We start from the raw sequence: 24774 nt of genomic DNA on the forward strand, positions 1-24774 counted from the left end.
GCCTAGACCCTGCGACCATCCGCACCGAAAACATGGGCATTGGCCAGACTGAAGGAGAGCGGAACGGTTTGCCCCATGCGCAACTGCTTCTGCCCTTCCAGCAAGACTGTCACCGGCTGCCCATCTGCCGTGGTTGTGTAGAGTACCGTTGAACCACCCAGATGCTCCACGAGCTGGATGCTCCCCTGCCCGAGGCTCGCGGATTGCTCCTGCGCCTGAATATGTTCTGGGCGGATACCAAGCGTCAGGGCTTCGCCATCTGCCGCCTCCAGCGGGCGATCAAGCGTAATCTGCTGTCCGGCGATCTCGACCGTGCGGCGTGAGGTGTCCGATGCGACCATTTTCGCTGCCAGAAAATTCATCTTCGGCGAGCCGATAAAGCCGGCAACGAACTGGTTTGCAGGATGGTTATAAAGATCGAGCGGCCGCCCGACCTGCATGATGCGGCCTTCTTTCAACACAACGATCTTGTCGGCCATGGTCATGGCCTCCACCTGATCATGCGTCACATAGATCATGGTGCTGCCAAGCGTCTGGTGAAGCTTGGCGATTTCGACACGCATCTGAACGCGCAGCTCCGCATCCAGGTTGGACAAGGGTTCGTCGAACAGGAAGATCTTCGGCTCGCGCACAATGGCGCGGCCAATGGCAACGCGCTGGCGCTGCCCGCCCGACAGGGCCTTGGGCTTGCGCTGCAGCAACGGGTTGATTTGCAGAATATCCGCTGCCTTTTTCACCCGCGCCTCGATCTCAGGCTTCTTGTAGCCCGCCGTTTCCAATCCGAAAGCGAGGTTCTTGTAAACGCTCATATGCGGGTAGAGCGCATAGGACTGAAACACCATGGCGATGCCACGCTTGGAAGCGGCGGTCTCATTGACGCGCTCCCCATCAATGCTGAGATCGCCTTCGGATATTTCCTCCAGTCCAGCGATCATCCGCAACAATGTCGATTTTCCGCAACCGGACGGGCCGACGAAAACCGTGAACTCGCCAGGCTCTATCTGAAGGTCGATGCCGTGCACGACAGGGAAAGCGCCAAAGCGTTTGACGATTTTTTCAAGTGTGATGCTGCTTGCCATATCATTCCTCCCGACAGACCTAAGGTCGCCAGCTGATGTATTTCGGGTGGCCCTTTGTGATCGGCAGGGCAACGTCAGAATTGGTGTCATTGGAGTGATAGATCGCTGCGATCAGCTCCAGCGAACCACGCGCATCATCAGTTGTCACCGGCGGCTTTTCGCCCTTTTCCAGGCTTTCGTAGAAAGCGGCCATCTGCCCATCGAACCGGCGGCCAACGGGCGGCAGGTCGCTTATCAGAGCCTCGATCTTGGCCCCGACCTCCTCATTGGCGGGAATGATCCGCCAGGGACCGTCACCCGGTGAATAGGCCGAGTGGTTGCTCTCAAACGTCACATGTTCGTAGGCCAGACGCAAACGGCTGATTTCCTCTTGGGAGCCGAGCGTTGTCGTTAGCGATACCAGCGCACCGTTCTTCATCAACAGGCTGGCGGATACGCAATCCTCAACCTCTATTGCGTTGACGCGGGTCGCCGCGCGGGCAAACACACGGTCAACCGGGCCCATGAGATAGGTCAGCATATCGTGGAGATGGATGGCGTGTGTCATCAACACGCCGCCCAATTCCGTTGCCCAACGCCCGCGCCATGGGTTGTCATAATAATCAGCACCCCGGTTCCACAGGGTTTCTGCGGTACCGACGTAGGGCTTGCCCGCCAGACCGCTTTCAATGATGCGCCGCGCCTGTTGAACGCCATCGCCATATCGATACTGGTAGATAGGCATCAACATGCCTTTGGCGCTCTTCTCTGCCGCCACAACCTCGTCCAGTTCTGCAAGTGAGCCGGTCAACGGCTTTTCGCAAACGACATTTTTGCCGCAGGCAAGCGCCTGAAGAACAAGCTTGGTGTGGATGGCGGGCGGCGTGCAGATATCGATGATGTCGATATCCGGCATGGCCATCAGCTCATCCGAGGACGTTGTGCGACCGACTACATTGAACTCATCCGCCACCGCATTCAGCCGCGCCTCATCCAGATCGCAAAGGACAGTAACCTCATATTTATCCGGGTGCATGGCATAGCCCTCGGCGATATGGGATCGACCGATGCCGCAACCGATGATGCAGACTTTATACCGCTTAGCCATGCTTGTGGCCCTCCGCAATCTGCTGCGCTTTCAGTGCAATTTCCATGGCCGCGAAGCAGCGGGCCTGCGGCATGGCGGTTTCGGTGCGGTTGCGAATATCGGATAGAAGCTGTGGCCCGTAAGGCAATGGCACATCGGCGCAATCGATATGTGTCACGCCTGCCTTGTCTGTGAGGAAGAGGTGATCGCCGCCCTCGCGCCCGGCAATATCGACATTCTTGCGTATCTCGATAGCGCCTTCCGTACCCGTGATGAAAAGCCGCCCGTCTCCCCAGCTGGGCAGACCATCCGGCGTGAACCAGTCGACGCGGATAAAACCGTCGGCATCATCGGTGCAAAGATGAATATCTCCGCTATCCTGCAATCCCGGCCATTGCGGGTTGGCGCGGTTTGAGACCTTTGCCGAGAGAATGTCCGCCGTCATGGAATTGGTGAAAAACAGGAACTGCTCGCACTGGTGCGAGGCAATATCCACCAGAATGCCGCCATAACGTGCGCGCTCGAAAAACCATGCGGGTCGTGTTGGCGCACGCAGGCGGTGCGGCCCGAAACCGGCCGTTGAGACCACCTTGCCGATAGCGCCAGCGGCGATCAGTTCGCCCGCTTTCACTGTCGCACGGTTTTCGAAATGTTCGGAATAGAGCACCGAAAAAATGCGACCTGTCTCGGCCTGTACGCGTTTGACCTCATCCAGCTGGGCAAATGAGACCATGCCCGGCTTGTCCGTCATCACATCCTTGCCTGCGCGCATAGCTTCAATGGCAAGCGGCGCGCGCTCATCGGGAATGGCAGCGGTGATGATGAGATCGATGGAGGGATCATCCAGCAACCGGCGTTTATCATCAACGCGCGGCACGCCGCTAAAGGCTTCCGAGTATTCCTTGGCGAGATGATCCTCGATGGCGTGAAAGCCGACATGCTCTGCGCCTGCGGCAAGCAGGCAGTTCGTCTGACCGAAAATGTGATTGTGGTTGATACCGATAGTCGCAAATCGAACGGGTTTCATTATCCAAGCCTTGATGTTTCAGCGTTTCATGCCGGTTGTGGCGATGCCCTCGATCAGGAGGCGCTGGAAGAATAGGAAAAAGAGAAAAACGGGAACGAGCGAGAGGTTCGACATGGCAAATAGCGCCGTCCAGTCCGAGCTTCCGGTACTGTCCACGAAGGAGCGAAGACCGAGCTGCACGGTGTAAGTGTTGATATCGTTGAGGTAGATGAGCGGCCCGAAGAAATCATCCCAGGTCCAGATGAAGGAGAAGATCGCGGCGGTTGCCAACACAGGTGAAGAGAGCGGCAGCATGATCTTCCAATAGATGCGGAAGGGGCTGCACCCATCCATAACCGCTGCCTCATCCAGTTCGCGCGGAATACCCCGGAAGAACTGCACCATCAGGAAAATGAAGAACGCATCTGTCGCCAGATACTTCGGCACGATCAGCGGCAGAGACGTGTTCACCCACCCCATTTCCAAAAACAGGATATATTGCGGAATGAGGACCACATGGTAGGGCAACATCAGCGTGCCCAGCATCAGCGCGAACCAAAAATTCCGACCGCCGAAACGGAGACGCGCAAAGGCAAAAGCCGCCAGCGAGCACCCCGCCACGTTGCCAATGGTGGCAAGCACCGAAATGAAGAACGAATTCCAGAAGAACTTTCCGAAAGACACCTGAAGGCCGGTCCAGCCTCTGACATAGCCGCCCAGATCCACTGCCGAGGGAATGAGCGACGACGAACCGAACAGCTCATCCTGCGGGCGGAACGAGCCTGATATCATCCACAGGATCGGATACATCATGGCAATGGATGCGGCGATCAGCACCATGTGCAGCAGCGCCGATTTCCATAGCGGACGGTTCACCCCTTGGCCGGGACGTAATGATGAGACGGCATCAGTCATCGTAATGCACCCAATATCGCGCGCTCAGAAACGAGAAGGCGGTAAAGAGCGAAATGATGATAACCAGTATCCACGCCAGTGCGGAGGCATAGCCCATGCGGAAGAAACCGAAGGCTTCCTGATAGAGATAGAGCGTGTAAAACAGCGTCGAGTTGATGGGACCACCGGAGCCATCCGATATGATGAAGGCTGGCGTGAAGGCCTTGAAGGCATCGATGGTCTGGATCACCGCATTGAAGAAGATGACCGGCGTCAGCAGCGGCAGGGTTATGCGGAAGAACTGACGCGCCTTGCCAGCTCCATCCATATCCGCTGCCTCATACATATCCTGCGGTATCTGACGAAGACCGGCGAGGAAGATGATCATCGGCGAGCCGAACTGCCAGACAGACAGAATGACCAACGTGTAGATGGAGTAGTTCGGGTTTGAAATCCAGCTTGGGCCTTCAAAGCCGAAGAGCTGCCACAGCACCATATTGACCAGGCCATCGGACGCGAACAGCTGGCGCCACAGAACGGCAATGGCAACACTCGATCCCAGCAACGACGGCAGGTAAAAGACCGCGCGATACATTGTCAGGCCCTTGATGCCGCGATTGAAGGCCATCGCAACCATCAGCGCGAAAATCAGCTTCAGCGGTACGGAGAGAATGACGTAGGTAAAGGTCACCGTCATTGCAGCGGCAAATTTCGGGTCCGCTGTGGCGATCCGCACATAGTTGGCCGCACCGACCCAATCGGGCGATTGCAGCAGATCGTAATTGGTGAAAGACAGGTAGAGCGAAGCCAGCGCCGGACCGAGCGTCAGCCCGAAAAAGCCGATCAACCACGGCAGCAGAAAGACATAGGCGTGAACATTGCGGTCGAACATCTTGCGCACACGGCCTTGCCTTGGGAGAGCCGCAGCGCGGCCCTCCCTCTGGATCGTATCGGATTGGAACGTCATGAGTGTTTACTTCCGCTTGATAACGGTTTCCGCTTCCTTGACGAGCTTCTCCCCGCCCTGTTCCGGCGTGATCTTGCCGAACGCGACCTCTTCCGAGGTGCGCTTGAGAACAAAAGCAAACTCACCGGCGCCCGGAGGCGGTGCTGGCGGCAGCGGCCCGACATTTGGCGTGACTTCGGCGATATATTCCACCATCGCCTTGCTGACATCGTTGAGCTTCGGGCTCAGTTGCTCGCGCATGGATGCAGAGGCTGGAACACCACGCTCGACGCCCAGAATATCAACGCCTTGAGGCACAGCCACGAGGAAGTTGATGAAATCAACCGCCGCCGCAATGCCAGCGCTGCCATTGGCCACACTCATCAACATGGAAGGTTTGAGGTAGTGGCCTGATGGCGTATCCTTGGAAACCTTCGGGTATGATGTGATAGACAATTTCGCCTTGTTGACCGTCTGATAGCCAACGAACTGGTTGGAATGCGCAAATGCCGTTGCCGCCTTGCCAGTCGTCAGCGGATTGCTTTCAATGTTCAGCTGGTCAAGCGCCTGAATATCGGCAGGAACGCAGGCACCGGCCTCGCGCATATCCGCCCACATCGCAAACCATTGCGTTGCATCCTTTGCATTATAGCCAATGCCGCCCTCTTCGCTGAAAAGAGATTTCTTGTTCTGTCTCAGCCAGTTTTCAAAGCTTGGCTCAACGCCACTCGCATCAGCCGTGGCATAATAGCCGGGCTTCGGTTTGTTTTTGCCGAACTCGACCGCATTCTTTGCAAACTCCTCCCAGGTTTGCCCCGCTGATGGCGGCTTGGCACCCGTTTTCTCCCAGCCTGCCGCATCAAAAAATACCGCGCTTGAATTCACGCCGAGATTGATGCCGTAAAGCTTGCCATCGACACGGCCTGAATCGATGTTCGGCGCACCGAAATCATCGATCTTCAAACCCTTGCCGAGATACTCATCGAGCGGCGCAAGAGCACCGCGCCGCGCATATTCGAAAATATAGCGGTAATCCATCTGAATGAGGTCAGGCGCATTGCGGCCGGCGACCTGCGTGGCAAGGCGCGGCCAATAATCCGACCAGCCCGCAAACTCACCGGCAATATCGAGATCGGGTTTGACCTGTTTGAAGGCGGCTATCGCCTTGTTCGTGCGGTCCGCACGCTCTTGTGATCCCCACCAGAGCAGGCGAATGCGCGCCGCCTGCGCAAATGCAGATCCCCCACCCACTGTCGCGAGCGACAGTGCGGCCAGACCCGCGGTCAAAACCGCACGTCTTTGAATCATCATGGACATTGGCAACTCCTCCCTAATTGACTGCCAAATTAAATGATGCTGATAAACAGCGCTTGCCGTTTTATAACTATCTGGTTACATGGGAACACTGTTCAACAGCGTTGTCAAGCGGTCACTAAAAATGGATGAAGGCAAAAAAATCGTTTCAGAAAACGTGACCGACGCGGCGGAAAAGAAGAAGCGTGTGACCACACGAAAACCGGCCGTTCAATCACGAAACCCGGAACGCACCCGTGCGGCCATTCTCGAAGCCGCCCGCCGCGAGGTTGCCGCCAAGGGCCTTGCCGGGGCGCGGATTGACGTGGTGGCCAGACGTGCTGGCACCAACAAACGCATGATCTACCACTATTTCGGTGACAAGGACGCGCTCTATCTGGCGGTGCTCGAAGATGCCTATCAACACATTCGCAATGCCGAACACCGGCTGGACCTTGCGCGCAAACAGCCGGTTGATGGCCTGCGCGAGCTTGCCCTCTTCACCTGGCATTATTTTCTCGATCACCCGGAATTTCTGAGCATTCTGGCAACAGAAAATCTTAATCAGGCCAGATACTTGCGTCAATCTGCCAGCATTCCTGAAATGCACTCCAATTTCATTTCCGAGCTGAAGGACGTGCTGCTGCGCGGTGAAAAGACCGGCGATTTTCGCGCCGGACTGGACCCGGTCGATGTCTATCTGACAATTGCCTCGCTCGGCTTTTTCTACCTTTCCAACCGGTTCACGCTGTCTACGATCTTTCAGCGCGATCTTGCGGCACCTGCCGAGCTGGAGCGTTGGGGACAGCATATCGTTAATACGGTCATTGCTGCACTGCGGCCATTTTGAACGGCCAACCAAATTTTCCAAGCAAGAACAAACGCTCCATACTTCGCACGTGCGAAATGGAGATTAGGTAGAAGACGCTGGCAGCCATCAGGTGAACCGCTCGGATGATTTAAGCCGTGATTTTTCACATGAAAATCTTCTTGACAGAAATACCGTTTCCCAACCACAAATAACCAACTGGTTACAAGTTTTGAAAAACTGAAGACTGCGCCTTAACGGGAGTGAGGCGCCTTGGGAGGAAAATTTCATGCAGCGTATCGGCGTCATCATGCACGGCATTACCGGCCGTATGGGATATAATCAGCACCTCGTTCGCTCTGTTCTTGCTATTCGCGATCAGGGTGGCGTGACATTGAAGAGCGGCGAGAAGGTCATGCTCGATCCCATCCTTGTGGGTCGCAATGGCTCAAAAATCGAAGAGATTGCCCGCAAACATAATGTGGCGCGCTGGACGACGAACATTGATGCCGCTCTCGCAAACCCCGATGACACACTGTTTTTCGACGCAGGCACGACGCAGATGCGCGGAAGCCTGCTGACCAAGGCCATCAAGGCTGGCAAGAATGTCTATTGCGAAAAGCCGATTTCCGACAACATGGATGAGGCACTTGCCGTCGCTAGACTGGCAGAAAACGCTGGCATCAAGCACGGAGTTGTTCAGGACAAGCTGTTCCTGCCGGGCCTGCGCAAGCTTGCCATGCTGCGCGACAGCGGCTTTTTCGGTAAAATTCTGTCGGTGCGCGGCGAGTTTGGCTATTGGGTTTTCGAAGGCGATTGGCAGCCAGCCCAGCGCCCCTCCTGGAACTACCGCCAGAAGGATGGCGGCGGCATTATTCTCGATATGCTCTGCCACTGGCGTTATGTGCTCGACAATCTTTTTGGCGAGGTCAAAGCCGTCAGCTGCCTTGGCGCGACCCACATTCCGCAGCGTTTTGATGAGCAAGGCAACGCTTATGTGGCCGATGCAGATGACGCCGCTTATGCCACGTTCGAGCTGGAGGGCGGCGTGATTGCCCATATCAACTCATCCTGGGCAGTGCGCGTTCGGCGCGATGATCTTGTCACATTCCAGGTGGATGGCACGCATGGCTCGGCGGTAGCGGGACTTACAAAATGCTGGACGCAACATCGCACCAACACGCCAAAGCCGGTCTGGAACCCCGACCAGCCGCAAACCATCGATTTCTACAAGACCTGGCAGGAAGTGCCTGACAATGTGGTTTACGACAATGGCTTCAAGGCGCAGTGGGAGATGTTCGTGCGCCATCTGGCCGGTGATGAACCATGGCCTTACGGGTTGATGGAGGGTGTCAAGGGCGTGCAACTGGCCGAGCTTGGCCTGAAATCCTGGAAGGAGCGCCGCTGGCTCGACGTTCCCGCAATCGTTTGAGGAGGCAGACATGACCGAGCTCAAACTACCGAGAGACGACCGCTCGATTGAAACCTACACACTCAGCGGCACTCCGATTGCGCTGGAAAAACGTCAACCCTCCGATTTCAACCGCGTGGCCTATGCCGCCGCCCACGTCGTGGCCGACCCTTTCGCAGACAATGACCCGTGGCTGACGCCCGCTATCGATTGGGAGGGAACCTTACGCTTTCGCCATCGCCTCTGGGATCTGGGCCTTGGCGTTGCTGAAGCCATGGATACCGCGCAGCGCGGCATGGGGCTTGGCTGGCCGCAGGCGCAGGAACTCATTTCCCGATCGCTGAAAGAAGCCGCGACCCGCAGGGATGCGCTGATTGCCTGCGGCGTGGGAACAGACCATCTGATCGGCACGCACGATAGCCTCAACCAGATCATTGACGCCTATCTGGAACAATTGGATTTTGTTCAGGGCGAAGGCGGGCGCGTGATCTTGATGGCAAGCCGTGCACTGACCGCCAATGCAAAATCGCCGGATGATTATCTGGAAACATATGCCCGTGTTCTGGCCCATGCCAACGACAAAGTCATCATTCACTGGCTGGGTGAAATGTTTGACCCGGCGCTTGAGGGCTATTGGGGCGCAAGCGACCATATGGCGGCCATGGATACCTGCCTTGATATGTTGGCAGCAAACGCCGACAAGATCGATGGCATCAAGATTTCGCTTCTGTCAAAAGAAAAAGAAATCGCCATGCGTCGCCGCCTGCCCGCCGGTGTGCGCATGTACACAGGCGATGACTTCAACTACGCGGAACTGATAGCCGGTGATGAGCACTGCCATTCCGATGCGCTGCTGGGCATTTTCGACGCGATTGCGCCTGCCGCATCCAAGGCTTTGGCCAGTTTAAAGCAGGGCGACACCGCCGATTTCTACAAGGTTCTCGAACCAACCGTCGCACTGTCCCGCCACATCTTCAAAGCCCCGACCCGCTTCTATAAGACAGGCGTTGTATTTCTGGCCTATCTGAACGGCCTGCAGGATCATTTCACCATGATCGGCGGGCAGGAAAGCACCCGTTCCACGCAACATCTTGCTGAGCTTTTCCGCTTGGCAGACAAGGCCAATGTTTTGGCAGACCCGGATGATGCGACGAGACGCATGAAAAACCTGCTTTCTGTCAGGGGCGTGCATTGAAATGGCTGGCGCACCCGTTTTGAAAGTCAAGGACGTCGCAATCTTTGAGCGGCGTTTGAGCATGCGCATGCCCTTTCGCTTTGGCGCAGCAACAGTAACGGAGGCGGCCCAGATATTCCTTTCCGTCATCATAGAGGATGAAGGCGGGAGGACGGCCACAGGATATGCCGCCGAGTTGATGGTGCCGAAATGGTTCGACAAGAACGCCGACCTCAGCAACGCCGACAATGAGCAGCAATTGCGCCGCTCCGTGCATATAGCGGCACAGCTTGCGAAAGAGGCAGCAGCCGCCACCGCCTTCAGCCTTCACGCAACGCTTGAGCCACAGCAGCATGAGCAGGCATCGGCGGAAGGTCTGAACGGGTTGATTGCATCCTTCGGCCTGGCATTGGTAGACCGCGCGATTTTGGATGGTCTCTGCCGTTTGCACGATCTGGCGATTGCGGATGCCATCCGCATCAATTTGCCCGACATCGACACATCAACAACGCCGGATCTCGCTGGCTTCGATGTGTCGGGCTTCCTCAGCCGGTTGCAGCCGCAAAAGACGATCCATCTTCGCCACACGGTGGGCTATGTCGACGCGTTGACGCCGTCAGACGTAAACTCCCGCCGCAATGATGGCTTGCCGGAATGTCTGAGCGAAGAAATCGAGACCTATGGCGTCCGCTATTTCAAACTGAAACTATCTGGCAGACCGCTGGAAGACACACAACGTCTGATCCAGATCGCAGCCGTTCTCGACCGCCTGCCAACCTACAAGGTCACATTGGATGGCAACGAGCAGTTTGCGGATGAGGCAGCCGTCATCGGACTGATGGACCGCATCGAAGCGGAACCGGCCCTTCAGCGATTGCGTCAGTCGCTTCTGTTCATCGAGCAGCCGATCATTCGAACCGTTGCACTGTCAAAGCCGGTCAAGACATTGGCCAGACGCATTGCGCTTGAGATCGACGAGTCAGATGGCACCAAGGATGCGTTTCTTGAGGCCAAGGCACAAGGATATCTCGGCGTATCCTCCAAATCCTGCAAGGGCTTCTACCGTTCCCTTCTCAACAGAATGCGTGTGGAACAATGGAATGCGGAAACGGCGGGTGGCTACTTCATGTCGGCGGAAGATTTGACGACACAGGCGGGCATCGCGGTGCAGCAGGATCTGGCGCTTTCGGCGCTGATCGGCCTTGGCCATATCGAGCGCAATGGCCACCATTATGTCGATGGCATGCAGGGAGCCTCGGACACTGAAAATGCCGCATGGCTTTCCGCGCATGGCGATCTCTATGCAAATCATGACGGGCGCGCGCGGCTGCACATCGCAAAGGGTGCGCTTTCGCTTGGAACAGTGCTTGCCGCCAAGGGCCTCGGCGTAGCGCAATCCGCAGCACAGGCAACATTTCAATCGCTTCAATCCGGGGAGAAGACCATATGAGCCTTGAAGGTCTTTCAATCAATTTCGCTACCATCAAACAGGGAGGTGCGTTCGGCACCTTGGTGGACGCCTGCCTTGCCCATGGCATTACCACCATTTCGCCATGGAGAGATCAGGTCCACGGCGTTGGCCTTGCGGAAGCAGCGCGCATCGTTGAGCAAAACGGCATCAGCCTGAGTGGCCTTTGCCGAGGTGGCTTTTTCCCGGCAACGGATGCAAAAGGCCGCCGCGACGCTATTGACGACAACAAACGCGCCGTCGATGAAGCGGCAGCCCTGAAGGCCGATTGCCTTGTTCTTGTTGTCGGCGGTTTACCCACAGGCTCCAAGGACATTGAAGGCGCCCGACAGATGGTGGAAGACGGTATGGCCGAGCTTTTGCCCTATGCGAGGCAAGCGGGCATTCCGCTCGCCATAGAGCCGCTTCACCCGTTCTATGCTGCCGACCGCGCCTGCTTCAACACACTGAAACAATCGCTTGATCTCTGCGACAGACTGGGCGCTGGCACGGGCGTTGCCATTGATGTCTACCACGTCTGGTGGGACCCGGAGCTTGAAGAACAGGTGGCCCGCGCTGGTCGCAACGGCCAGATCCTTGCGCACCACATTTGCGACTGGCTGGTGCCAACCACCGATCCTCTCAATGATCGTGGCATGATGGGCGACGGCGTGATCGATCTCAAAGGCTTTCGCCGCATGATCGAACAGGCCGGTTTCTTCGGCCCACAGGAGGTGGAGATTTTCTCCTACAACTGGAACGCCAGGCCCATAAACGAGGTGCTCTCGACGGTGGTCGAGCGATACGCGTCGGTGTGTCAGGTCTGAAGCATTCGCATTGCAACGTCATCCCCCGCAACGGCAGGGGATGACGCATATGCCGATCAGCGTTCCTTGCTGACGCCTTCAAAACGCGAATACCAGGGGCTGACGATCATGCCTTTGACATCACTGCGATAGGCGGCTGTATCCACCACCTCGGAGAATGGCTGGATCGAGAGAACCGCGTCATTCATATAGGCTTGGATATCTTCATAGGCCTTGGCCTGCTTGGCGGGGTCGCGCTCCACCAGCGCCGCTTCGATCATCGCGTTCAGCTTCTCATCGAAGAAGCTTGTGCGCCAGCTCTGGTAGTTGGTGAGCTTGGCCTCATCGGCATTGTTGGGATTGTAGGCAAGGGAGCGCAAATTGTTGTCCGGATGCGGTTGCTGACCACCGCCGCCACGACCAACCAGAAGCTCGAATTTACGTTCGCGCATCGCGCCATAAATCTGGTCGCCGGAACCGCTGATCAGCTCGGCCTGAATGCCCGCCTGCGCCAATGTGTTCTGGATTGCCGTCGCGGCTTTCATGAACGGGTCTTCGGAGAGAACGCGCAGGGTGGTTTTGAAACCCTCGGGGTAACCAGCCTCCGCCAGCAACGCTTTTGCCTTGGGAATATCGAGCTTGAAGCCCTGATCCGGCAATGCGCCCAGAACGCCGGTGCTGATGGGGCGTTGGTGCAACTTTCCATAGAAAGGCATGACGGCCTTATCCAGCCCATCGTAATCGATCAGATAACGCAGCGCCTCGCGGACATTCTTGTTGGCATATCGCTCGTCTTTCATCGAAACGCCGAGATAGTAAAAGCCTGAACCAGGCGTGGATTCGATGGCAATTGCCTTGTCTGCCTGAAGCGACGTCAGGTCCGGTGCCTGCAAGGAATAGGCAACATCGATGTCGCCTTTTTCAAGCATCAGGCGCTGCGATTGGGATTCAGGCAGATGGCGCATCAGGACGCGCTTCATCGCGGGCTTTTCGCCCCAGAAGTCATCGTTGCGGGTCAGGATGATGAATTCGTTGGACTTCCATTGACCGAGCTTGAATGGACCGGAACCCGCCGAATTCAAGGTCAGCCATGCGGCACCCATATCACCGTCTTTTTCATGCTCCATCGCTGTCTTGCTATCGATGATCGTTCCGGGACCATTCTGACCAAGGATCATCAGCAACAGATTTGGATCATCCGGCTTTGGCAGGTTGAGAACGAAGGTATGCTCATCCTTGGCCACGAAAAGCGTATCCGCTTCCTCCAGCTTGTAGCCGCGCGTCTTCAGAAAGGACGACTGCGCCAGATTGCGGACCAGAAGGCGCTTCAGGCTCCACACCACATCCTGCGCCGTTACCGGATTGCCGGATGCGAAGCTGACATCTTTTCGCAGATGGAAGGTGATGGATTTGCGGTCATCCGCAATCTCCCAACGTTCCGCCAAGCGGGGCTGGATGCTTCGGTCCTTATCCGACAGCGTAACCAGCGTGTCGTAGACATTGTTCAAGACCTGCACGGTCTCGCGGCCGGTAATCGCTGCGGGGTCGAGCGTCAGAATATTGCTCATCGTGGTCGCAACGACCAGTTGGTCTTTCGGCGTCTCGGCGAAAGCATCAAGCGGCATGGCGCCGATCAACAAAGCACCCACTGCTACTGTTGCAAAGAAATGTCTCATGTTTCCTCCCATTGGCCGCTCATCCATGACGGCATTAACTCAAGACCAGATCGGCACTCCTCTGCGACGACGCTGATCATTAAAGAATGGCTAAAACGGGCGCCACCAGCGCACGTCCCATATTGGCAGTCGCCTCACCCTCCAGATGCACGCCATCAATGGATGACGCGCTGGCAACGGTGCCAGCATCAAAAAATGCACAATTCACCTCTTCCGCCAGCTTTTCGTAGAGGGGCGACAGGCGCCGAGACTCCGAGATGCGCCGACCTGCGGCGGGCGCACCCGTCGGCCCCGCCACGCAGGCAGGGGGCGCGACGATCAAGAGGCTCGGCCGGAATGACCGAGGCTTGTAGGGAAAAGTCTCGACGATCTGGGCCAAACGCCGCATGCCAGACACCGCCGTTTCGGCCACGCCCCCATGCACAGGCTTGAGGTCATTCGTCCCCAGCATGATGATGACGAGGTCAAGCGGCATGTGGGAAGCAAGCGATACCTCCAGCGCCTTGGCACCATTTCGGCAGGCAGGCCCGGCATTGTCATCGTAACAGGTTGTGCGCCCGCCAAGCCCCTCAGCAATGACATGCGCCTTGCCTTCAAGACCCGCCTCCAGCACCTCCGGCCAGCGGAACTCACGCGGATGGCGCAATCCGGTCGCCGGGTCTGCACCCCAGGTCAGGCTATCGCCGAAGGCAAGGATCGTCTTCATCTCTGGCCTCACCGGACGCGATTGTTTTCGATGAAGTTGAAATCGATGTCCTCTCCCAGACCCGGACGATCAGGCACATGCACGTAGCCATCTGCGTCCATCGGGTCGGACAGGGATTTCAGATAATCGAAGCCATCATCATATTCGAGGAAAGGATGCAGCAGCCCACGCTCATACCAGCGGCAATTCTTGGTCGCGGCCACCACGTGCAAATTCATGGCCGTGTTGCCATGCACTTCACATTCCACGCCAAAGGCTTCCGCAAGGTGCATGGTCTTCAGGGCAGGCGTTATACCCCCAACATCATTGACGCCGGTTCTCAAGATATCGCAGGCACCCGCCTTCAACCATTCAGCCCGGTGCCAGTGCTTTCCAGCCGCACTTTCAGGTCCGACGACCGGAATATCGAGATTATCCGCCAGCCATTTGTAGGATGACATGGACTGCTCATCCATCGGTTCCTCGATCCAGTCAAAATCCAGCTTTTCCAGACCACGCCCCAAAGCCAGCGCATCGGTCCGGGAATACCAATGGAAGGCATCGATCATCAAATGGATATCGGGACCCACCGCTTCGCGAACGGCAGAACAGGCCTTGATATCCATCTTGACATCCGGCGCCCAACTGACAGGTGGCATCCACGTGTGCAGCTTGATCCCCTTATAACCGCGCTTGACGAGCGTTTCAGCAAAGCGCCCGTAATCTTCAGGGGTCGCAAGACCACCTTCAAGCTCGTCCCCACACATGATCGAGCCATAGGCGAGCACCTTGTCACGATAGCCACCGATCAACTTGTATACAGGTTGGTTGAGCGAACGGCCTGCCAGATCCCACAGGGCGCAGTCAACAACAGCCAGCGTGCGGTCAGTCAATTGCGCAGCAGATCCCCTTTGCCAATGCGCGAGGTCTTGCCACAGCCGTTCGCGATCGCGGTGATCGGCGCCGATAAGAACCTTTTTGACAAATTTTTCGATGAGATGGGGGCGAACAATTTCCGGTGCGGTAAAGGAATGCCCTTCCTGACCATCTTCCGTGCGGATTGTCAGCATGGCCTGCTCAACCTGATGCGCCGGACCCGGATGCGCGTGGCCGGCACTATCGGAATGGCGACGCGTAGTGGTTTTGAACACCCGCACGTCCACGTCGGTAATAATCATCTGTCCTCCCTCTGCAGCCCGGCGGCCACCGACACTATATTTGCATCCTATTAGACAGATATGCAACTATTTGTCAAACATGTATGACATGTTGTCTTTTTCGCATGAGGGCAGCAGCCAGCAATCCGCGAAAGGATCGATCCGTTGCCTTGTGCGTTTGTGTCTTGAGCGAAACTTTAGTAACGCTTGCGTCTTTCCAGCAGTCACCTGCACAATAACAGAGCCCTCCATGCCCTCCCAATCTGCCGGTTATTTATACGCGCTTGCGGCCTTCACCATTTTTGCCGCACAGGATGGCATTTCAAAGCACCTCGGCTCGGCCTATCCGCCCGTCCTCGTCGCCATGCTGCGCTATTGGGCTTTTGCGATTTTCGTGATCATCCTCGCGCTAAGATCACAGGCAGGGCTTCGCAAAACGGCCACCACTCAGCGTTTCTGGCTTCAATCCAGCCGCGGTGTCTTGCTTGCGGTGCAGATTGTTCTCGCGATCTTTTCATTTTCCATCGTCGGGCTGGCACATACCCATTCTATTTTCGCCGCAGCACCGCTCTTTGTCGCGGCGTTGTCTGTCCCGATTCTGGGTGAACATGTCGGCTGGCGGCGATGGTCGGCCATTCTGGTTGGTTTTCTCGGCGTGTTGATCATCCTCAAACCGGATGAGAGCGGTTTTGACCCGGCTTTGCTGATAACCTTTGCTGCCGCATTGCTGTCCGCGCTGTACAGCGTGCTAACACGCCTTGCCAGCCGCACCGACACCGCCATGACCAGCTTCTTCTACACCGGCGTGCCAGGCGCATTGGCGCTGACACTCATTGGGCCGTTTTATTGGGTTACAATGGCGCCAGCCGATTGGGTCTGGATGCTGGCCCTGTGTATCACGGGCATGAGCGGGCACTACCTGCTCATCAAAGCCTTCGAGCTGGCCGATGCCGCGACAGTGCAGCCATTTTCCTATTACCAGCTCGTGCTGGTCTCCATCATGGGCGTGAGCCTCTACGGAGAGGTGTTGAACGCCCACATGATTGTGGGCGCAATCATCGTCATCGCAGCCGGCCTCTTCACAATCTGGCGGGAACAAATGGTTGCCCGCCGGAACAAGAGACTGTCGCTATAGAACTTGGCGGGCTTTGGCCTCACAGCGCAACAGCATCCCGAACAGATCCTTCGGCTCATCCGGGTCCGCCAGCAGGTCCAGCTCGTCGAAAAAACCTGTGGAAGCGAGCTTAGACCTGACATAGCGCAGGGCGGAAAAGTCTTCGATTGCAAAGCCCACACTATCGAAGAGGGTAATCTGTCCGTCGCCCTCGCGCCCAGGTTTGCTGCCTGCAATCACTTCCCAAAGCTCCGTGACAGGGTAATCCGCAGGCAACTGCTGAATTTCGCCCTCGATGCGGGTTTGCGGCGGGTACTCCACGAAAATTCCTGAGCGAAGCAGAATATCCCTATGCAATTCGGTCTTGCCGGGACAGTCACCGCCCACCGCATTGATGTGAACGCCGGGGCCAACCATGTTGTCCGTCAGGATGGTTGCATATTGCTTGTCGGCGGTAACGGTCGTGATGATGTCGGCGCCCTCAACCGCGTCCTCCGCGCTCTCGCAGATCGTAATCGTGAAGCCGGAGCCCTGAAGATTGCGCTGGCATTTGATGCTTGCCTCAATATCCACGTCAAAAAGCCTGAGATGGTCGACACCCATGATGGCCTTGAAGGCGCGTGCCTGAAACTCGCTCTGTGCACCATTGCCGATAATGGCCATTGAGCGTGCGTTTTTGCGCGCAAGGTATTTCGCAGCAAGTGCCGATGTCGCGGCAGTCCGCAGGGCTGTTAAAATCGTCATTTCAGAGATCAACATCGGATAGCCGTTGCCCACGTCAGACAAGACACCGAATGCCGTCACGGTCTGGCGACCTTGTTTGGTGTTCTTGGGGTGTCCATTGACGTATTTGAAACCGTAGAGCTGTCCGTCGCTGGTCGGCATCAACTCGATGACACCTTCCATGGAATGGGACGCGATGCGGGGCGTTTTGTCGAACTGCTCCCAGCGCCTGAAATCCTCTTCCAACGTATCGGCAAGCTCAGACAGAAATATGTCGATGCCGACGTTCAGGACCAGCTTCATCATGTTATCGACACTGATGAAGGGGACGATATTGAGGTTTGGTAATACCATGATCCAGCCCTCCTCAGCCTGCTCTCGTCGGTCGGTCCAGCACGCGCTTGCCCATCAGGCTTGCGGTCAGGTCAACCATAAGGCGCGCAGTGCGGCCACGCTCATCCAGAAACGGGTTGAGCTCGACAAGATCGAGGCTTGAAACCAGGCCGCTGTCGCAGAGCATTTCCATCACCAGATGCGCTTCACGGAACGTCGCGCCTCCCGGCACAGTGGTACCCACCGCAGGCGCAATCGACGGATCGAGGAAATCGACATCAAGGCTGACATGCAGCAAACCATTCGCCGCCTCTACACGCTGCAAAAACGAGCGCAACAACACGCCAACGCCGTGTTCATCGATCATTCGCATGTCATAAATGGTCACACCGGTTTCACCGAGTGCGGCGCTTTCAGCCGGATCGACACTGCGAATACCGATCATGCAGATGTTTTCGGGGCTGACGGGATGCGAAACCTTGGGAAAATAACCTTCAAAGCCTTCGCGCCCGCTATAATATGCCACCGGGGTTCCGTGCAGGTTTCCACTGCGGGTGGTTTCCAAGGTGTGATAATCCGTGTGGGCATCCAGCCAAAGAACGAAGAGTGGCCTGCCCACCTCTGCGGCACGCCGGGCCACACCTGTCACGCTGCCTGCTGAAATCGCATGATCGCCGCCCAGAAAAATTGGCATCGCGTTTTCGCTTTCGCGGTAGGCGATTTCCGTCAATGCCTCTGTCCAGGCGACCGTTTCCGACAGGTGATGAACGGCGCTGTTGGGATGGGCAAACTCACGAAGTGGTGCGGGCGTGATGTTGCCTAGATCAACCACCCCATGGCCCAAATCTTCCAGCGCGGTTTTCAGGCCCGCTATGCGCAGCGCGCTTGGTCCCATCTCGCACCCCAGATGTCCGGCACCAATCTGCAAGGGCACCCCAATCAACCTGCATTCCATGAGCGTCTCCCTCGCTTTGAACTCATGAAATTGAACCATTTGACGATGGCAATATGAACAATGCATATTGGCAAAACTGATTTCACTTCCTACCAATTCGATCAATCGAGTTTGCAAAGTGGCACAATGGATCAACTGGACACGAAACTGATCACGCTTCTGCGTCACAACGGGCGACGCAGCATCTCTGATCTCGCGCTGGAAACAGAGACATCCCGCGCCACGGTACGGGCACGGATAGAACGGCTGGAGGCCAGCGGCACGATTGTCGGTTACACCGTCGTTCTGCGGGCCGATGCGGCAGCGGCAACCGTGCGCGGCATCATGATGATCGAGATCGAGGGGCATGTGACGGACAGGGTGATCCGTGCCCTTGGCGGATTTCCGGAGATATCCGAGATCCATTCGACCAATGGCAGATGGGACCTGATCGTTGAACTGAGCGCGCCGACGCTCAGCGATTTCGATTCCATTCTGCGCCGCATCCGTCTGGTACCGGGCATTACCGGCAGCGAAACCAGCCTTCTTCTGTCCACCTCACGCTCGACAAAGGCGCGGCTGTAGCAAAGCCATAAGCGTTCCCCTCGGTCCTCTCTTACGGTCTTTGGCTCTATCAACTTATGGTACTGGATTCACTCATTTAACCGATACCATAGAGACGTCAGGATGCCTGAAAAGTATAAGGGTTGAAAGCGCTACCAGCGGGCGCGATCATCGCATGAAACCTCAACCTTTGGCTTAATTGTTTCAGATCAGCGACAATTTGCTGCGCTGCGGCGCAAAAATATGCCAAACTTGTGAAGTCTCCTTCCTGTACAAGTTTGGCCTAATACAGCACCCCATGGCGTGACGACAAAAAAGTATCAGCAATTTCTCCGCAATGATGTGGAATGATCGGGCTGAACACTGGATGCTCCGGCCAACGTTCGAGGTCAGTTGGAGAGGAGCCAATGGCCAGCCCTTAAGGGGATGTAGCGTTTGAGGGAGAGAGTATCCATGCAACCCGATCTTGAACTGGTCCATATCCGCAAGGGCGAGTCTTTCGCAGCCTGGACGCATGGCTACCCGTTCCGCACGGTGCGCTGGCATTACCATCCCGAATATGAAATCCACCTTGTGGTAGCGACATCCGGCACGTTTTACCTCGGTGATTTCGTCGGCACATTCAGCCCGGGTCAGCTCATCATGACCGGTCCCAACCTTCCACAGAACTGGATCAGCGATATTGAAGAGGGCGAGATCGTCCCGGCCCGTTCGCTCGTCATCCAGTTCCCTGAAGCCTTCATCGAAGGTGCCTGCGCATCCATGCCAGAGATGGAAGCGGTCCGCCCGCTTCTGGATCGCAGCCGTCGCGGATTGCTGTTCGACGATGCAACCAGCGCGGCCGTGCGCCCTATCATCGAAAAACTGCTGGAAGCACAGGGCCTGAAACGCCTTGCCCTGTTCTGGGAAATTCTCGACCGTCTCGCGGAGGGGGATCACGAGGTGCTTGCGAGCCTCAGCTTCCAGCTTGATCTGACAAGCACTGAAGACAGCGGTATCAACCGTGCCTTGTCTCACTTGCGCGAGAACCTGACCGATCAGGTTGAGGAAAGCGAGCTTGCGGAAATGTTCGGCCAAAGCCCGAGCACATTTTCGCGGGCCTTCAAGCGCCACACCGGCACGACGCTGGTTCGCTACCGCAACCAGATGCGCATCGACCTTGCCTGCAAGATGCTTTTGGCGGACCTCGACGTCAATGTCGCAGAAGTTTGCTACGAAGTAGGGTTTTCAAACCTGTCCAATTTCAACAGGCATTTCCTGAAGTTGAAGGGAATGTCTCCATCCCAGTTCCGCACGACATTCACGGCGCAAAAGGCGTTCATGATGGCGGACTGATCGAGCCTGACAATCTGACTTTAAACCATTCGGGCAGCGGTCTGCTGTCTGGAAACGCGCAGCTATGCCTGCATTCATCCATAAGGGAGGAACCTAGATGAAAAAGATGCTTCTTTCGGCCACCGCCGCACTGGCTTTGTGCATCACACCCGCACTCGCCCAGGAAAAACTCAAGATCGGAATGACATTCCAGGAATTGAACAATCCTTACTTCGTCTCGATGCAGGAAGCCTTGAAAGAGGCCGCAGCCAGCATCGGTGCAGACGTGATCGTCACAGACGCGGCTCATGATGTTGCAAAGCAGGTTTCCGATGTTGAAGACATGCTTCAGCAGAAAATCGATATCCTGCTGTTGAACCCAACGGATTCAGCCGGCATCGAAGCCGCTGTTCACGCTGCCAAGGCGGCAGGCGTCATCGTGGTTGCTATCGATGCCAATGCCAATGGCCCGGTCGATACCTTCGTCGGCTCCAAGAACCGCGATGCCGGATATCTCTCCTGCAAGCATCTGGGCGAGGCGCTCGGCGGCAAGGGTGAAGTAGCCATTCTGGACGGCATTCCCGTTGTGCCGATCTTGCAGCGCGTCGAGGGCTGCAAGGCCGCCCTTGGTGAGTTCAAGGAAATCAAGCTGGTTGACACCCAGAATGGCAGGCAGGATCGCTCGGTCGCGCTCGGTGTCGTTGAAAACATGATCCAGTCCCATCCAAATCTCGCCGGTATCTTCTCGGTGAATGACGGTGGTGCCATGGGTGCACTTGCAGCCATCCAGGGTTCCGGTCGAGATATCAAGCTGACCTCTGTCGATGGCGCACCAGAAGCGGTCAAGGCCATTGCCGATGGCACCAACTTCATCGAGACGACGGCCCAGTTCCCGCGTGACCAGGTTCGTGTTGGCCTTGCCATGGCGCTTGCCCAGAAGTGGGGTGCCGTTGTCGTGCCGAAGGAAGTGCCGATCGACGTGCGCGTTGTGGACAGCAAGAACGCCGCTGAATTCAGCTGGTAAAGAGCCGCTAGCTAACCTGCACCCGCGGCGATGTGGGTGCAGGATTTTTCAACGACCGAGGAGAGCAGAATGCTTGAACTCAAAGGGATCAGAAAAAGCTTTGGCCAGATCGAAGTCCTGCGTGGCGTCGATCTGACAGCGCGCGCAGGAGAAGTTCACGCACTTCTTGGCGAAAACGGCGCTGGCAAGTCGACGCTGATGAAAATTCTCTGCGGCATCATAAAGCCGACGGACGGCGCGATCCTGATTGAAGGAAAAGAGCATCAGTTTGCCAATTACGATGAGGCCATAGCCGCTGGAATAGGCATCGTCTTTCAGGAATTTAGCCTGATACCCTATCTCAATGCTGTCGAAAACATGTTCCTCGCCAGAGAGTTGCGCGGACCAATCGGCCTTCTGGATAGAAAAGCCATGCGCATTCGCGCAGCCGAAATCATGCGCCAATTGGCAGTCGATGTGCCTCTTGATGTGCCGGTCCACCGCCTGTCTGTCGCAGAGCAGCAGTTTGTCGAGATTGCCAAGGCACTCTCCCTCAATGCCCGCATTCTGGTCTTGGATGAGCCGACGGCAACGCTGACACCGTCAGAGACCGAACACCTGTTCAATGTGATGCGCACTTTGCGCAGTCAGGGCGTCGCGATCATTTTCATCTCGCATCATCTGGAAGAAATCTTTGAAATCTGCGACCGCATCACCGTGCTGCGCGATGGAGAATTCATCGCATCCTGCCTCGTGTCCGATGTGGACAATGACCGCCTTGTCGAGATGATGGTGGGGCGACGGATAGAGAATAATTTTCCACCCAAGACCGGCACGACAAGTAGCGCGCCCATCGTGATCGAAGTGGAAGAACTGCAACTCAAGAAGGGCGGCCCGATCTCGCGGTTCTCCTTGAGAAAAGGCGAGATATTGGGCTTCGCCGGTCTCGTCGGCTCGGGGCGGACGGAGACTGTGCTCGCCATGCTCGGGGCGCATTCCTTCGCGCGCCGCAAGCTCAAGATGGATGGCATCGAAAAGCGATATTCTGGCCCCGATGACGGCTTGGCCAGTGGCGTCGGCCTACTACCCGAAAGCCGCAAGGATGAGGGTCTAATCACCAGCTTTTCCATCCTCCAGAACATCTCGCTCAACAACTACAAGAAGTATCGCAAGAACCACTGGTTCATCGATCTGAAAAAAGAACGTCGCGATACGCAGGACGCCATGGATCAGGTCCGCGTCAAGGCGCAAGGCCCAGACGCCCGCGTCGATACCCTGTCCGGAGGCAACCAGCAAAAGGTCGTGATTGCCAGGTGGCTCAACCACGATATGCGGGTGCTGATCTTCGATGAACCAACGCGCGGCATTGATGTGGGCGCCAAAGCTGAAATCTATGCCCTGATGCGCCAGTTCACCGAACAGGGCTACTCGATCATCATGATCTCATCCGAACTGCCCGAAATTATCGGCATGTCAGACCGGGTCTGCGTCTTCCGCTCAGGCGGCATCGTGGCGACGGTCGAGGGCGACCTTGTGAATTCCGAAACAATCATGACCCATGCGACCACCGGGAGAGTTGAACATGTTGCCTGACGCAAACACCGACACAGCAACGAGATCCAACGGCCTGACCCTTGGACGCCTGCTGCAAACGCCTCTCGCTCTGCCCCTTGTCGGGCTCATTGTTGTCTCCATCATCATGGGGCTGGCGAGCGATAATTTCTTCACCCTGAACAATATCATGAACGTCCTGCGCCAGGTGTCCATCGTCGGCATCCTCGCGGTCGGCATGACCTTTGTGATCCTCACCGGCGGCATCGATCTTTCGGTCGGAGCGGTCATGGCCCTTGTCGGCACGCTGTGTGCGGGCATGATGGTAAAAATGGGCATTCCAGCCATCGCGGCACTGGGAATTGGCCTCTCCATCGGCATCGCAATTGGCTTGCTGAACGGAGCTCTCGTCGCTTGGGGTAAGATGCCCGCCATCATCGTAACACTGGCAACCATGGGCATGGCGCGCGGGCTGGGGCTGATCTATTCGGGCGGCTATCCGATCAGCGGCATTCCGAGCTGGATTTCTTGGTTCGGCGTCGGTCGCGCAGGTTTTGTGCCTGTGCCCGTCATCATCATGGTCGTGACATATGCCTTCGCCTGGGTGCTTCTCCAGCGCACCGCCTTCGGTCGCCATGTCTACGCGCTGGGTGGCAACGAAAACGCCGCACGCCTTTCCGGCGTGAAGACGCAGCGGGTGAAACTCGCCGTCTACGGCATTGCCGGTTTCACATCGGCGCTTGCAGCCATCATTCTCATCGGTCGGTTGATGAGCGGCCAGCCAAATGCCGGTGTGGGCTTCGAGCTGGATGCCATTGCAGCGGTGGTGCTTGGTGGCACTGCGATTGCAGGCGGACGCGGCCTCATCCTTGGCACTCTGATCGGCGCCATCCTGCTCGGCATTCTCAACAACGGGCTGAACCTCATGGGCATTAACCCGTATCTGCAAGACGTGATCAAGGGCGGCATCATCCTGCTGGCCATCTATATCGGGCGCGAATGGCGCTGAAATCATTGAACATTTTCAAAAAAACAGGAGAATACCATGTCTGAATCACTGCAAGGCAAGATCGCCGTTATCACCGGAGCGGCATCGGGAATTGGCCTCGCAACCACCGAAGCATTGCTGGAACAGGGTGCCACCGTTGTGATGGTGGACTGGAATGAAAAAGCTCTGGCCGAACTGGCCGCAAAACTGGGCGAAAAGGCCATTCCGCAGGTGACCAACCTGTTGGATGCCGATAGCTGCAATGCGATGATCCCTGAAATTCTACAGAAGGTCGACCATATCGACATCCTGTATTGCAATGCCGGGACCTATATCGGTGGTGACCTAACGGAAACCAACCCTGATGCCATCGACAAGATGCTTAACCTCAACGTCAACGCAGTCATGAAAAACGTGCATGCCGTTGTTCCGCATATGAGTGAGCGCAAAACCGGCGATATCATCGTCACATGCTCCATCGCGGGCCACTATCCAACCTATTGGGAGCCGGTCTACGCGGCGTCCAAATGGGCCATCACCTGCTTTGTCCAGACAATGCGCCGCCAGATGATTCCGCACGGCGTGCGTGTCGGCCAGGTATCGCCCGGCCCTGTCGTTTCAGCTCTTCTGGCAGACTGGCCAGAAGAAAACCTGCGCAAGGCAAAAGAGGCCGGTGCCTTGATCGACCCGAGCGAAGTTGCCGACGCCATCGTCTACATGCTGACACGCAAACGCACCGTCACCATCCGTGACATGCTGGTCTTGCCGACAAGCTTCGACCGCGTTTAAGACAAGGCAGGCA

23 protein-coding genes are annotated in these 24774 nt (G+C 56.6%); 12 read left to right on the forward strand and 11 right to left on the reverse strand.

Features of this window, described 5'->3' with window-relative positions:
* Positions 1-2 precede the first annotated feature (2 nt).
* The 6 genes from ACQZ51_RS16620 to ACQZ51_RS16645 all read right to left on the reverse strand — a co-directional run bounded on the left by ACQZ51_RS16620 (position 3) and on the right by ACQZ51_RS16645 (position 6308).
* A complete protein-coding gene (locus ACQZ51_RS16620; protein ID WP_448778861.1) occupies positions 3-1079 on the reverse strand; it encodes an ABC transporter ATP-binding protein in 1077 nt (358 codons plus the stop codon).
* A 19-nt stretch (positions 1080-1098) separates the two neighbouring features.
* Entirely contained in the window at positions 1099-2166 is a 1068-nt protein-coding gene (locus tag ACQZ51_RS16625; protein WP_448778863.1) for a Gfo/Idh/MocA family protein, read from the reverse strand.
* Positions 2159-3172, reverse strand: coding sequence for a Gfo/Idh/MocA family protein (locus tag ACQZ51_RS16630; RefSeq protein ID WP_448778864.1), 1014 nt, complete (start codon positions 3170-3172; stop codon positions 2159-2161). Before ACQZ51_RS16630 ends, ACQZ51_RS16625 begins: the two co-directional genes overlap by 8 nt.
* Before the next feature lie 18 nt (positions 3173-3190).
* A complete protein-coding gene (locus ACQZ51_RS16635) occupies positions 3191-4066 on the reverse strand; it encodes a carbohydrate ABC transporter permease (RefSeq protein ID WP_042618724.1) in 876 nt (291 codons plus the stop codon).
* Positions 4059-4937 carry a carbohydrate ABC transporter permease gene (locus tag ACQZ51_RS16640; protein WP_431768250.1) on the reverse strand — a complete coding sequence of 293 codons (879 nt, stop codon included), beginning with the start codon at positions 4935-4937 and terminating at the stop codon, positions 4059-4061. Before ACQZ51_RS16640 ends, ACQZ51_RS16635 begins: the two co-directional genes overlap by 8 nt.
* Before the next feature lie 81 nt (positions 4938-5018).
* A complete protein-coding gene (locus ACQZ51_RS16645) occupies positions 5019-6308 on the reverse strand; it encodes an ABC transporter substrate-binding protein (protein WP_448778865.1) in 1290 nt (429 codons plus the stop codon).
* Between the two features lie 121 nt (positions 6309-6429).
* On the opposite strand from ACQZ51_RS16645, the gene ACQZ51_RS16650 reads away from it, so the two are divergent.
* The 5 genes from ACQZ51_RS16650 (at position 6430) to ACQZ51_RS16670 (ending at position 11951) form a co-directional block, all read left to right on the forward strand.
* Positions 6430-7134, forward strand: coding sequence for a TetR/AcrR family transcriptional regulator (locus ACQZ51_RS16650; protein WP_448778867.1), 705 nt, complete (start codon positions 6430-6432; stop codon positions 7132-7134).
* A gap of 247 nt (positions 7135-7381) precedes the next feature.
* A complete protein-coding gene (locus ACQZ51_RS16655) occupies positions 7382-8524 on the forward strand; it encodes a Gfo/Idh/MocA family protein (protein ID WP_448778869.1) in 1143 nt (380 codons plus the stop codon).
* Between the two features lie 10 nt (positions 8525-8534).
* The gene (locus tag ACQZ51_RS16660; protein WP_448778871.1) at positions 8535-9698 is read left to right on the forward strand and encodes a dihydrodipicolinate synthase family protein; all 1164 of its coding nucleotides are present in this window, start codon (positions 8535-8537) and stop codon (positions 9696-9698) included.
* A 1-nt stretch (position 9699) separates the two neighbouring features.
* Positions 9700-11127, forward strand: a complete 1428-nt coding sequence (locus tag ACQZ51_RS16665) for a mandelate racemase (protein WP_448778873.1) — start codon at positions 9700-9702, stop codon at positions 11125-11127.
* A complete protein-coding gene (locus tag ACQZ51_RS16670) occupies positions 11124-11951 on the forward strand; it encodes a sugar phosphate isomerase/epimerase family protein (RefSeq protein ID WP_448778875.1) in 828 nt (275 codons plus the stop codon). Before ACQZ51_RS16665 ends, ACQZ51_RS16670 begins: the two co-directional genes overlap by 4 nt.
* Positions 11952-12007: 56 nt before the next feature.
* On the opposite strand, the gene ACQZ51_RS16675 is transcribed toward ACQZ51_RS16670, so the two are convergent.
* The 3 genes from ACQZ51_RS16675 to ACQZ51_RS16685 form a co-directional block, all read right to left on the reverse strand.
* Positions 12008-13606, reverse strand: coding sequence for an ABC transporter substrate-binding protein (locus ACQZ51_RS16675; protein WP_448778877.1), 1599 nt, complete (start codon positions 13604-13606; stop codon positions 12008-12010).
* Between the two features lie 79 nt (positions 13607-13685).
* The gene (locus tag ACQZ51_RS16680) at positions 13686-14312 is read right to left on the reverse strand and encodes an SGNH/GDSL hydrolase family protein (RefSeq protein ID WP_448778878.1); all 627 of its coding nucleotides are present in this window, start codon (positions 14310-14312) and stop codon (positions 13686-13688) included.
* 8 nt (positions 14313-14320) lie between these two features.
* Entirely contained in the window at positions 14321-15469 is a 1149-nt protein-coding gene (locus ACQZ51_RS16685) for a mandelate racemase family protein (protein ID WP_448778879.1), read from the reverse strand.
* Positions 15470-15698: 229 nt separating this feature from the next.
* On the opposite strand from ACQZ51_RS16685, the gene ACQZ51_RS16690 reads away from it, so the two are divergent.
* Positions 15699-16583 (forward strand): DMT family transporter, encoded by an 885-nt coding sequence (locus ACQZ51_RS16690; protein WP_448778881.1) that lies wholly within the window; start codon positions 15699-15701, stop codon positions 16581-16583.
* Here the strand turns inward: ACQZ51_RS16690 and ACQZ51_RS16695 are convergent.
* Positions 16578-17639: an ornithine cyclodeaminase gene (locus ACQZ51_RS16695; RefSeq protein WP_448778882.1), complete on the reverse strand. Its 1062-nt coding sequence runs from the start codon at positions 17637-17639 to the stop codon at positions 16578-16580. The genes ACQZ51_RS16690 and ACQZ51_RS16695 overlap by 6 nt on opposite strands.
* A 13-nt stretch (positions 17640-17652) precedes the next feature.
* The gene (rocF, locus tag ACQZ51_RS16700; RefSeq protein WP_448778884.1) at positions 17653-18573 is read right to left on the reverse strand and encodes an arginase; all 921 of its coding nucleotides are present in this window, start codon (positions 18571-18573) and stop codon (positions 17653-17655) included.
* Positions 18574-18699: 126 nt separating this feature from the next.
* Here rocF and ACQZ51_RS16705 point away from each other — a divergent pair, with 126 nt between their 5' ends.
* From ACQZ51_RS16705 to ACQZ51_RS16730, 6 genes are all read left to right on the forward strand, one after another.
* A complete protein-coding gene (locus ACQZ51_RS16705; RefSeq protein WP_448778885.1) occupies positions 18700-19137 on the forward strand; it encodes an Lrp/AsnC family transcriptional regulator in 438 nt (145 codons plus the stop codon).
* Between the two features lie 432 nt (positions 19138-19569).
* Positions 19570-20451, forward strand: a complete 882-nt coding sequence (locus ACQZ51_RS16710; RefSeq protein ID WP_448778887.1) for a helix-turn-helix domain-containing protein — start codon at positions 19570-19572, stop codon at positions 20449-20451.
* A gap of 97 nt (positions 20452-20548) precedes the next feature.
* A complete protein-coding gene (locus ACQZ51_RS16715; RefSeq protein ID WP_448778889.1) occupies positions 20549-21454 on the forward strand; it encodes an ABC transporter substrate-binding protein in 906 nt (301 codons plus the stop codon).
* A 69-nt stretch (positions 21455-21523) separates the two neighbouring features.
* Positions 21524-23026, forward strand: a complete 1503-nt coding sequence (locus tag ACQZ51_RS16720) for a sugar ABC transporter ATP-binding protein (protein ID WP_448778891.1) — start codon at positions 21524-21526, stop codon at positions 23024-23026.
* Positions 23016-23993, forward strand: a complete 978-nt coding sequence (locus ACQZ51_RS16725; RefSeq protein ID WP_448778893.1) for an ABC transporter permease — start codon at positions 23016-23018, stop codon at positions 23991-23993. Before ACQZ51_RS16720 ends, ACQZ51_RS16725 begins: the two co-directional genes overlap by 11 nt.
* Before the next feature lie 36 nt (positions 23994-24029).
* Positions 24030-24761: an SDR family oxidoreductase gene (locus ACQZ51_RS16730; RefSeq protein WP_448778895.1), complete on the forward strand. Its 732-nt coding sequence runs from the start codon at positions 24030-24032 to the stop codon at positions 24759-24761.
* Positions 24762-24774: the final 13 nt, after the last annotated feature.

The organism is Agrobacterium sp. CG674, from assembly GCF_053521645.1.

Bases quoted from the DNA above. Each gene is read 5' to 3' on its own strand.
- ACQZ51_RS16620 (WP_448778861.1), bottom strand. From the start codon at position 1,079: ATGGCAAGCAGCATCACACTTGAAAAAATCGTCAAACGCTTTGGCGCT.
- ACQZ51_RS16625 (WP_448778863.1), bottom strand. From the start codon at position 2,166: ATGGCTAAGCGGTATAAAGTCTGCATCATCGGTTGCGGCATCGGTCGA.
- ACQZ51_RS16630 (WP_448778864.1), bottom strand. From the start codon at position 3,172: ATGAAACCCGTTCGATTTGCGACTATCGGTATCAACCACAATCACATT.
- ACQZ51_RS16635 (WP_042618724.1), bottom strand. From the start codon at position 4,066: ATGACTGATGCCGTCTCATCATTACGTCCCGGCCAAGGGGTGAACCGT.
- ACQZ51_RS16640 (WP_431768250.1), bottom strand. From the start codon at position 4,937: ATGTTCGACCGCAATGTTCACGCCTATGTCTTTCTGCTGCCGTGGTTG.
- ACQZ51_RS16645 (WP_448778865.1), bottom strand. From the start codon at position 6,308: ATGTCCATGATGATTCAAAGACGTGCGGTTTTGACCGCGGGTCTGGCC.
- ACQZ51_RS16650 (WP_448778867.1), top strand. From the start codon at position 6,430: ATGGATGAAGGCAAAAAAATCGTTTCAGAAAACGTGACCGACGCGGCG.
- ACQZ51_RS16655 (WP_448778869.1), top strand. From the start codon at position 7,382: ATGCAGCGTATCGGCGTCATCATGCACGGCATTACCGGCCGTATGGGA.
- ACQZ51_RS16660 (WP_448778871.1), top strand. From the start codon at position 8,535: ATGACCGAGCTCAAACTACCGAGAGACGACCGCTCGATTGAAACCTAC.
- ACQZ51_RS16665 (WP_448778873.1), top strand. From the start codon at position 9,700: ATGGCTGGCGCACCCGTTTTGAAAGTCAAGGACGTCGCAATCTTTGAG.
- ACQZ51_RS16670 (WP_448778875.1), top strand. From the start codon at position 11,124: ATGAGCCTTGAAGGTCTTTCAATCAATTTCGCTACCATCAAACAGGGA.
- ACQZ51_RS16675 (WP_448778877.1), bottom strand. From the start codon at position 13,606: ATGAGACATTTCTTTGCAACAGTAGCAGTGGGTGCTTTGTTGATCGGC.
- ACQZ51_RS16680 (WP_448778878.1), bottom strand. From the start codon at position 14,312: ATGAAGACGATCCTTGCCTTCGGCGATAGCCTGACCTGGGGTGCAGAC.
- ACQZ51_RS16685 (WP_448778879.1), bottom strand. From the start codon at position 15,469: ATGATTATTACCGACGTGGACGTGCGGGTGTTCAAAACCACTACGCGT.
- ACQZ51_RS16690 (WP_448778881.1), top strand. From the start codon at position 15,699: ATGCCCTCCCAATCTGCCGGTTATTTATACGCGCTTGCGGCCTTCACC.
- ACQZ51_RS16695 (WP_448778882.1), bottom strand. From the start codon at position 17,639: ATGGTATTACCAAACCTCAATATCGTCCCCTTCATCAGTGTCGATAAC.
- rocF (WP_448778884.1), bottom strand. From the start codon at position 18,573: ATGGAATGCAGGTTGATTGGGGTGCCCTTGCAGATTGGTGCCGGACAT.
- ACQZ51_RS16705 (WP_448778885.1), top strand. From the start codon at position 18,700: ATGGATCAACTGGACACGAAACTGATCACGCTTCTGCGTCACAACGGG.
- ACQZ51_RS16710 (WP_448778887.1), top strand. From the start codon at position 19,570: ATGCAACCCGATCTTGAACTGGTCCATATCCGCAAGGGCGAGTCTTTC.
- ACQZ51_RS16715 (WP_448778889.1), top strand. From the start codon at position 20,549: ATGAAAAAGATGCTTCTTTCGGCCACCGCCGCACTGGCTTTGTGCATC.
- ACQZ51_RS16720 (WP_448778891.1), top strand. From the start codon at position 21,524: ATGCTTGAACTCAAAGGGATCAGAAAAAGCTTTGGCCAGATCGAAGTC.
- ACQZ51_RS16725 (WP_448778893.1), top strand. From the start codon at position 23,016: ATGTTGCCTGACGCAAACACCGACACAGCAACGAGATCCAACGGCCTG.
- ACQZ51_RS16730 (WP_448778895.1), top strand. From the start codon at position 24,030: ATGTCTGAATCACTGCAAGGCAAGATCGCCGTTATCACCGGAGCGGCA.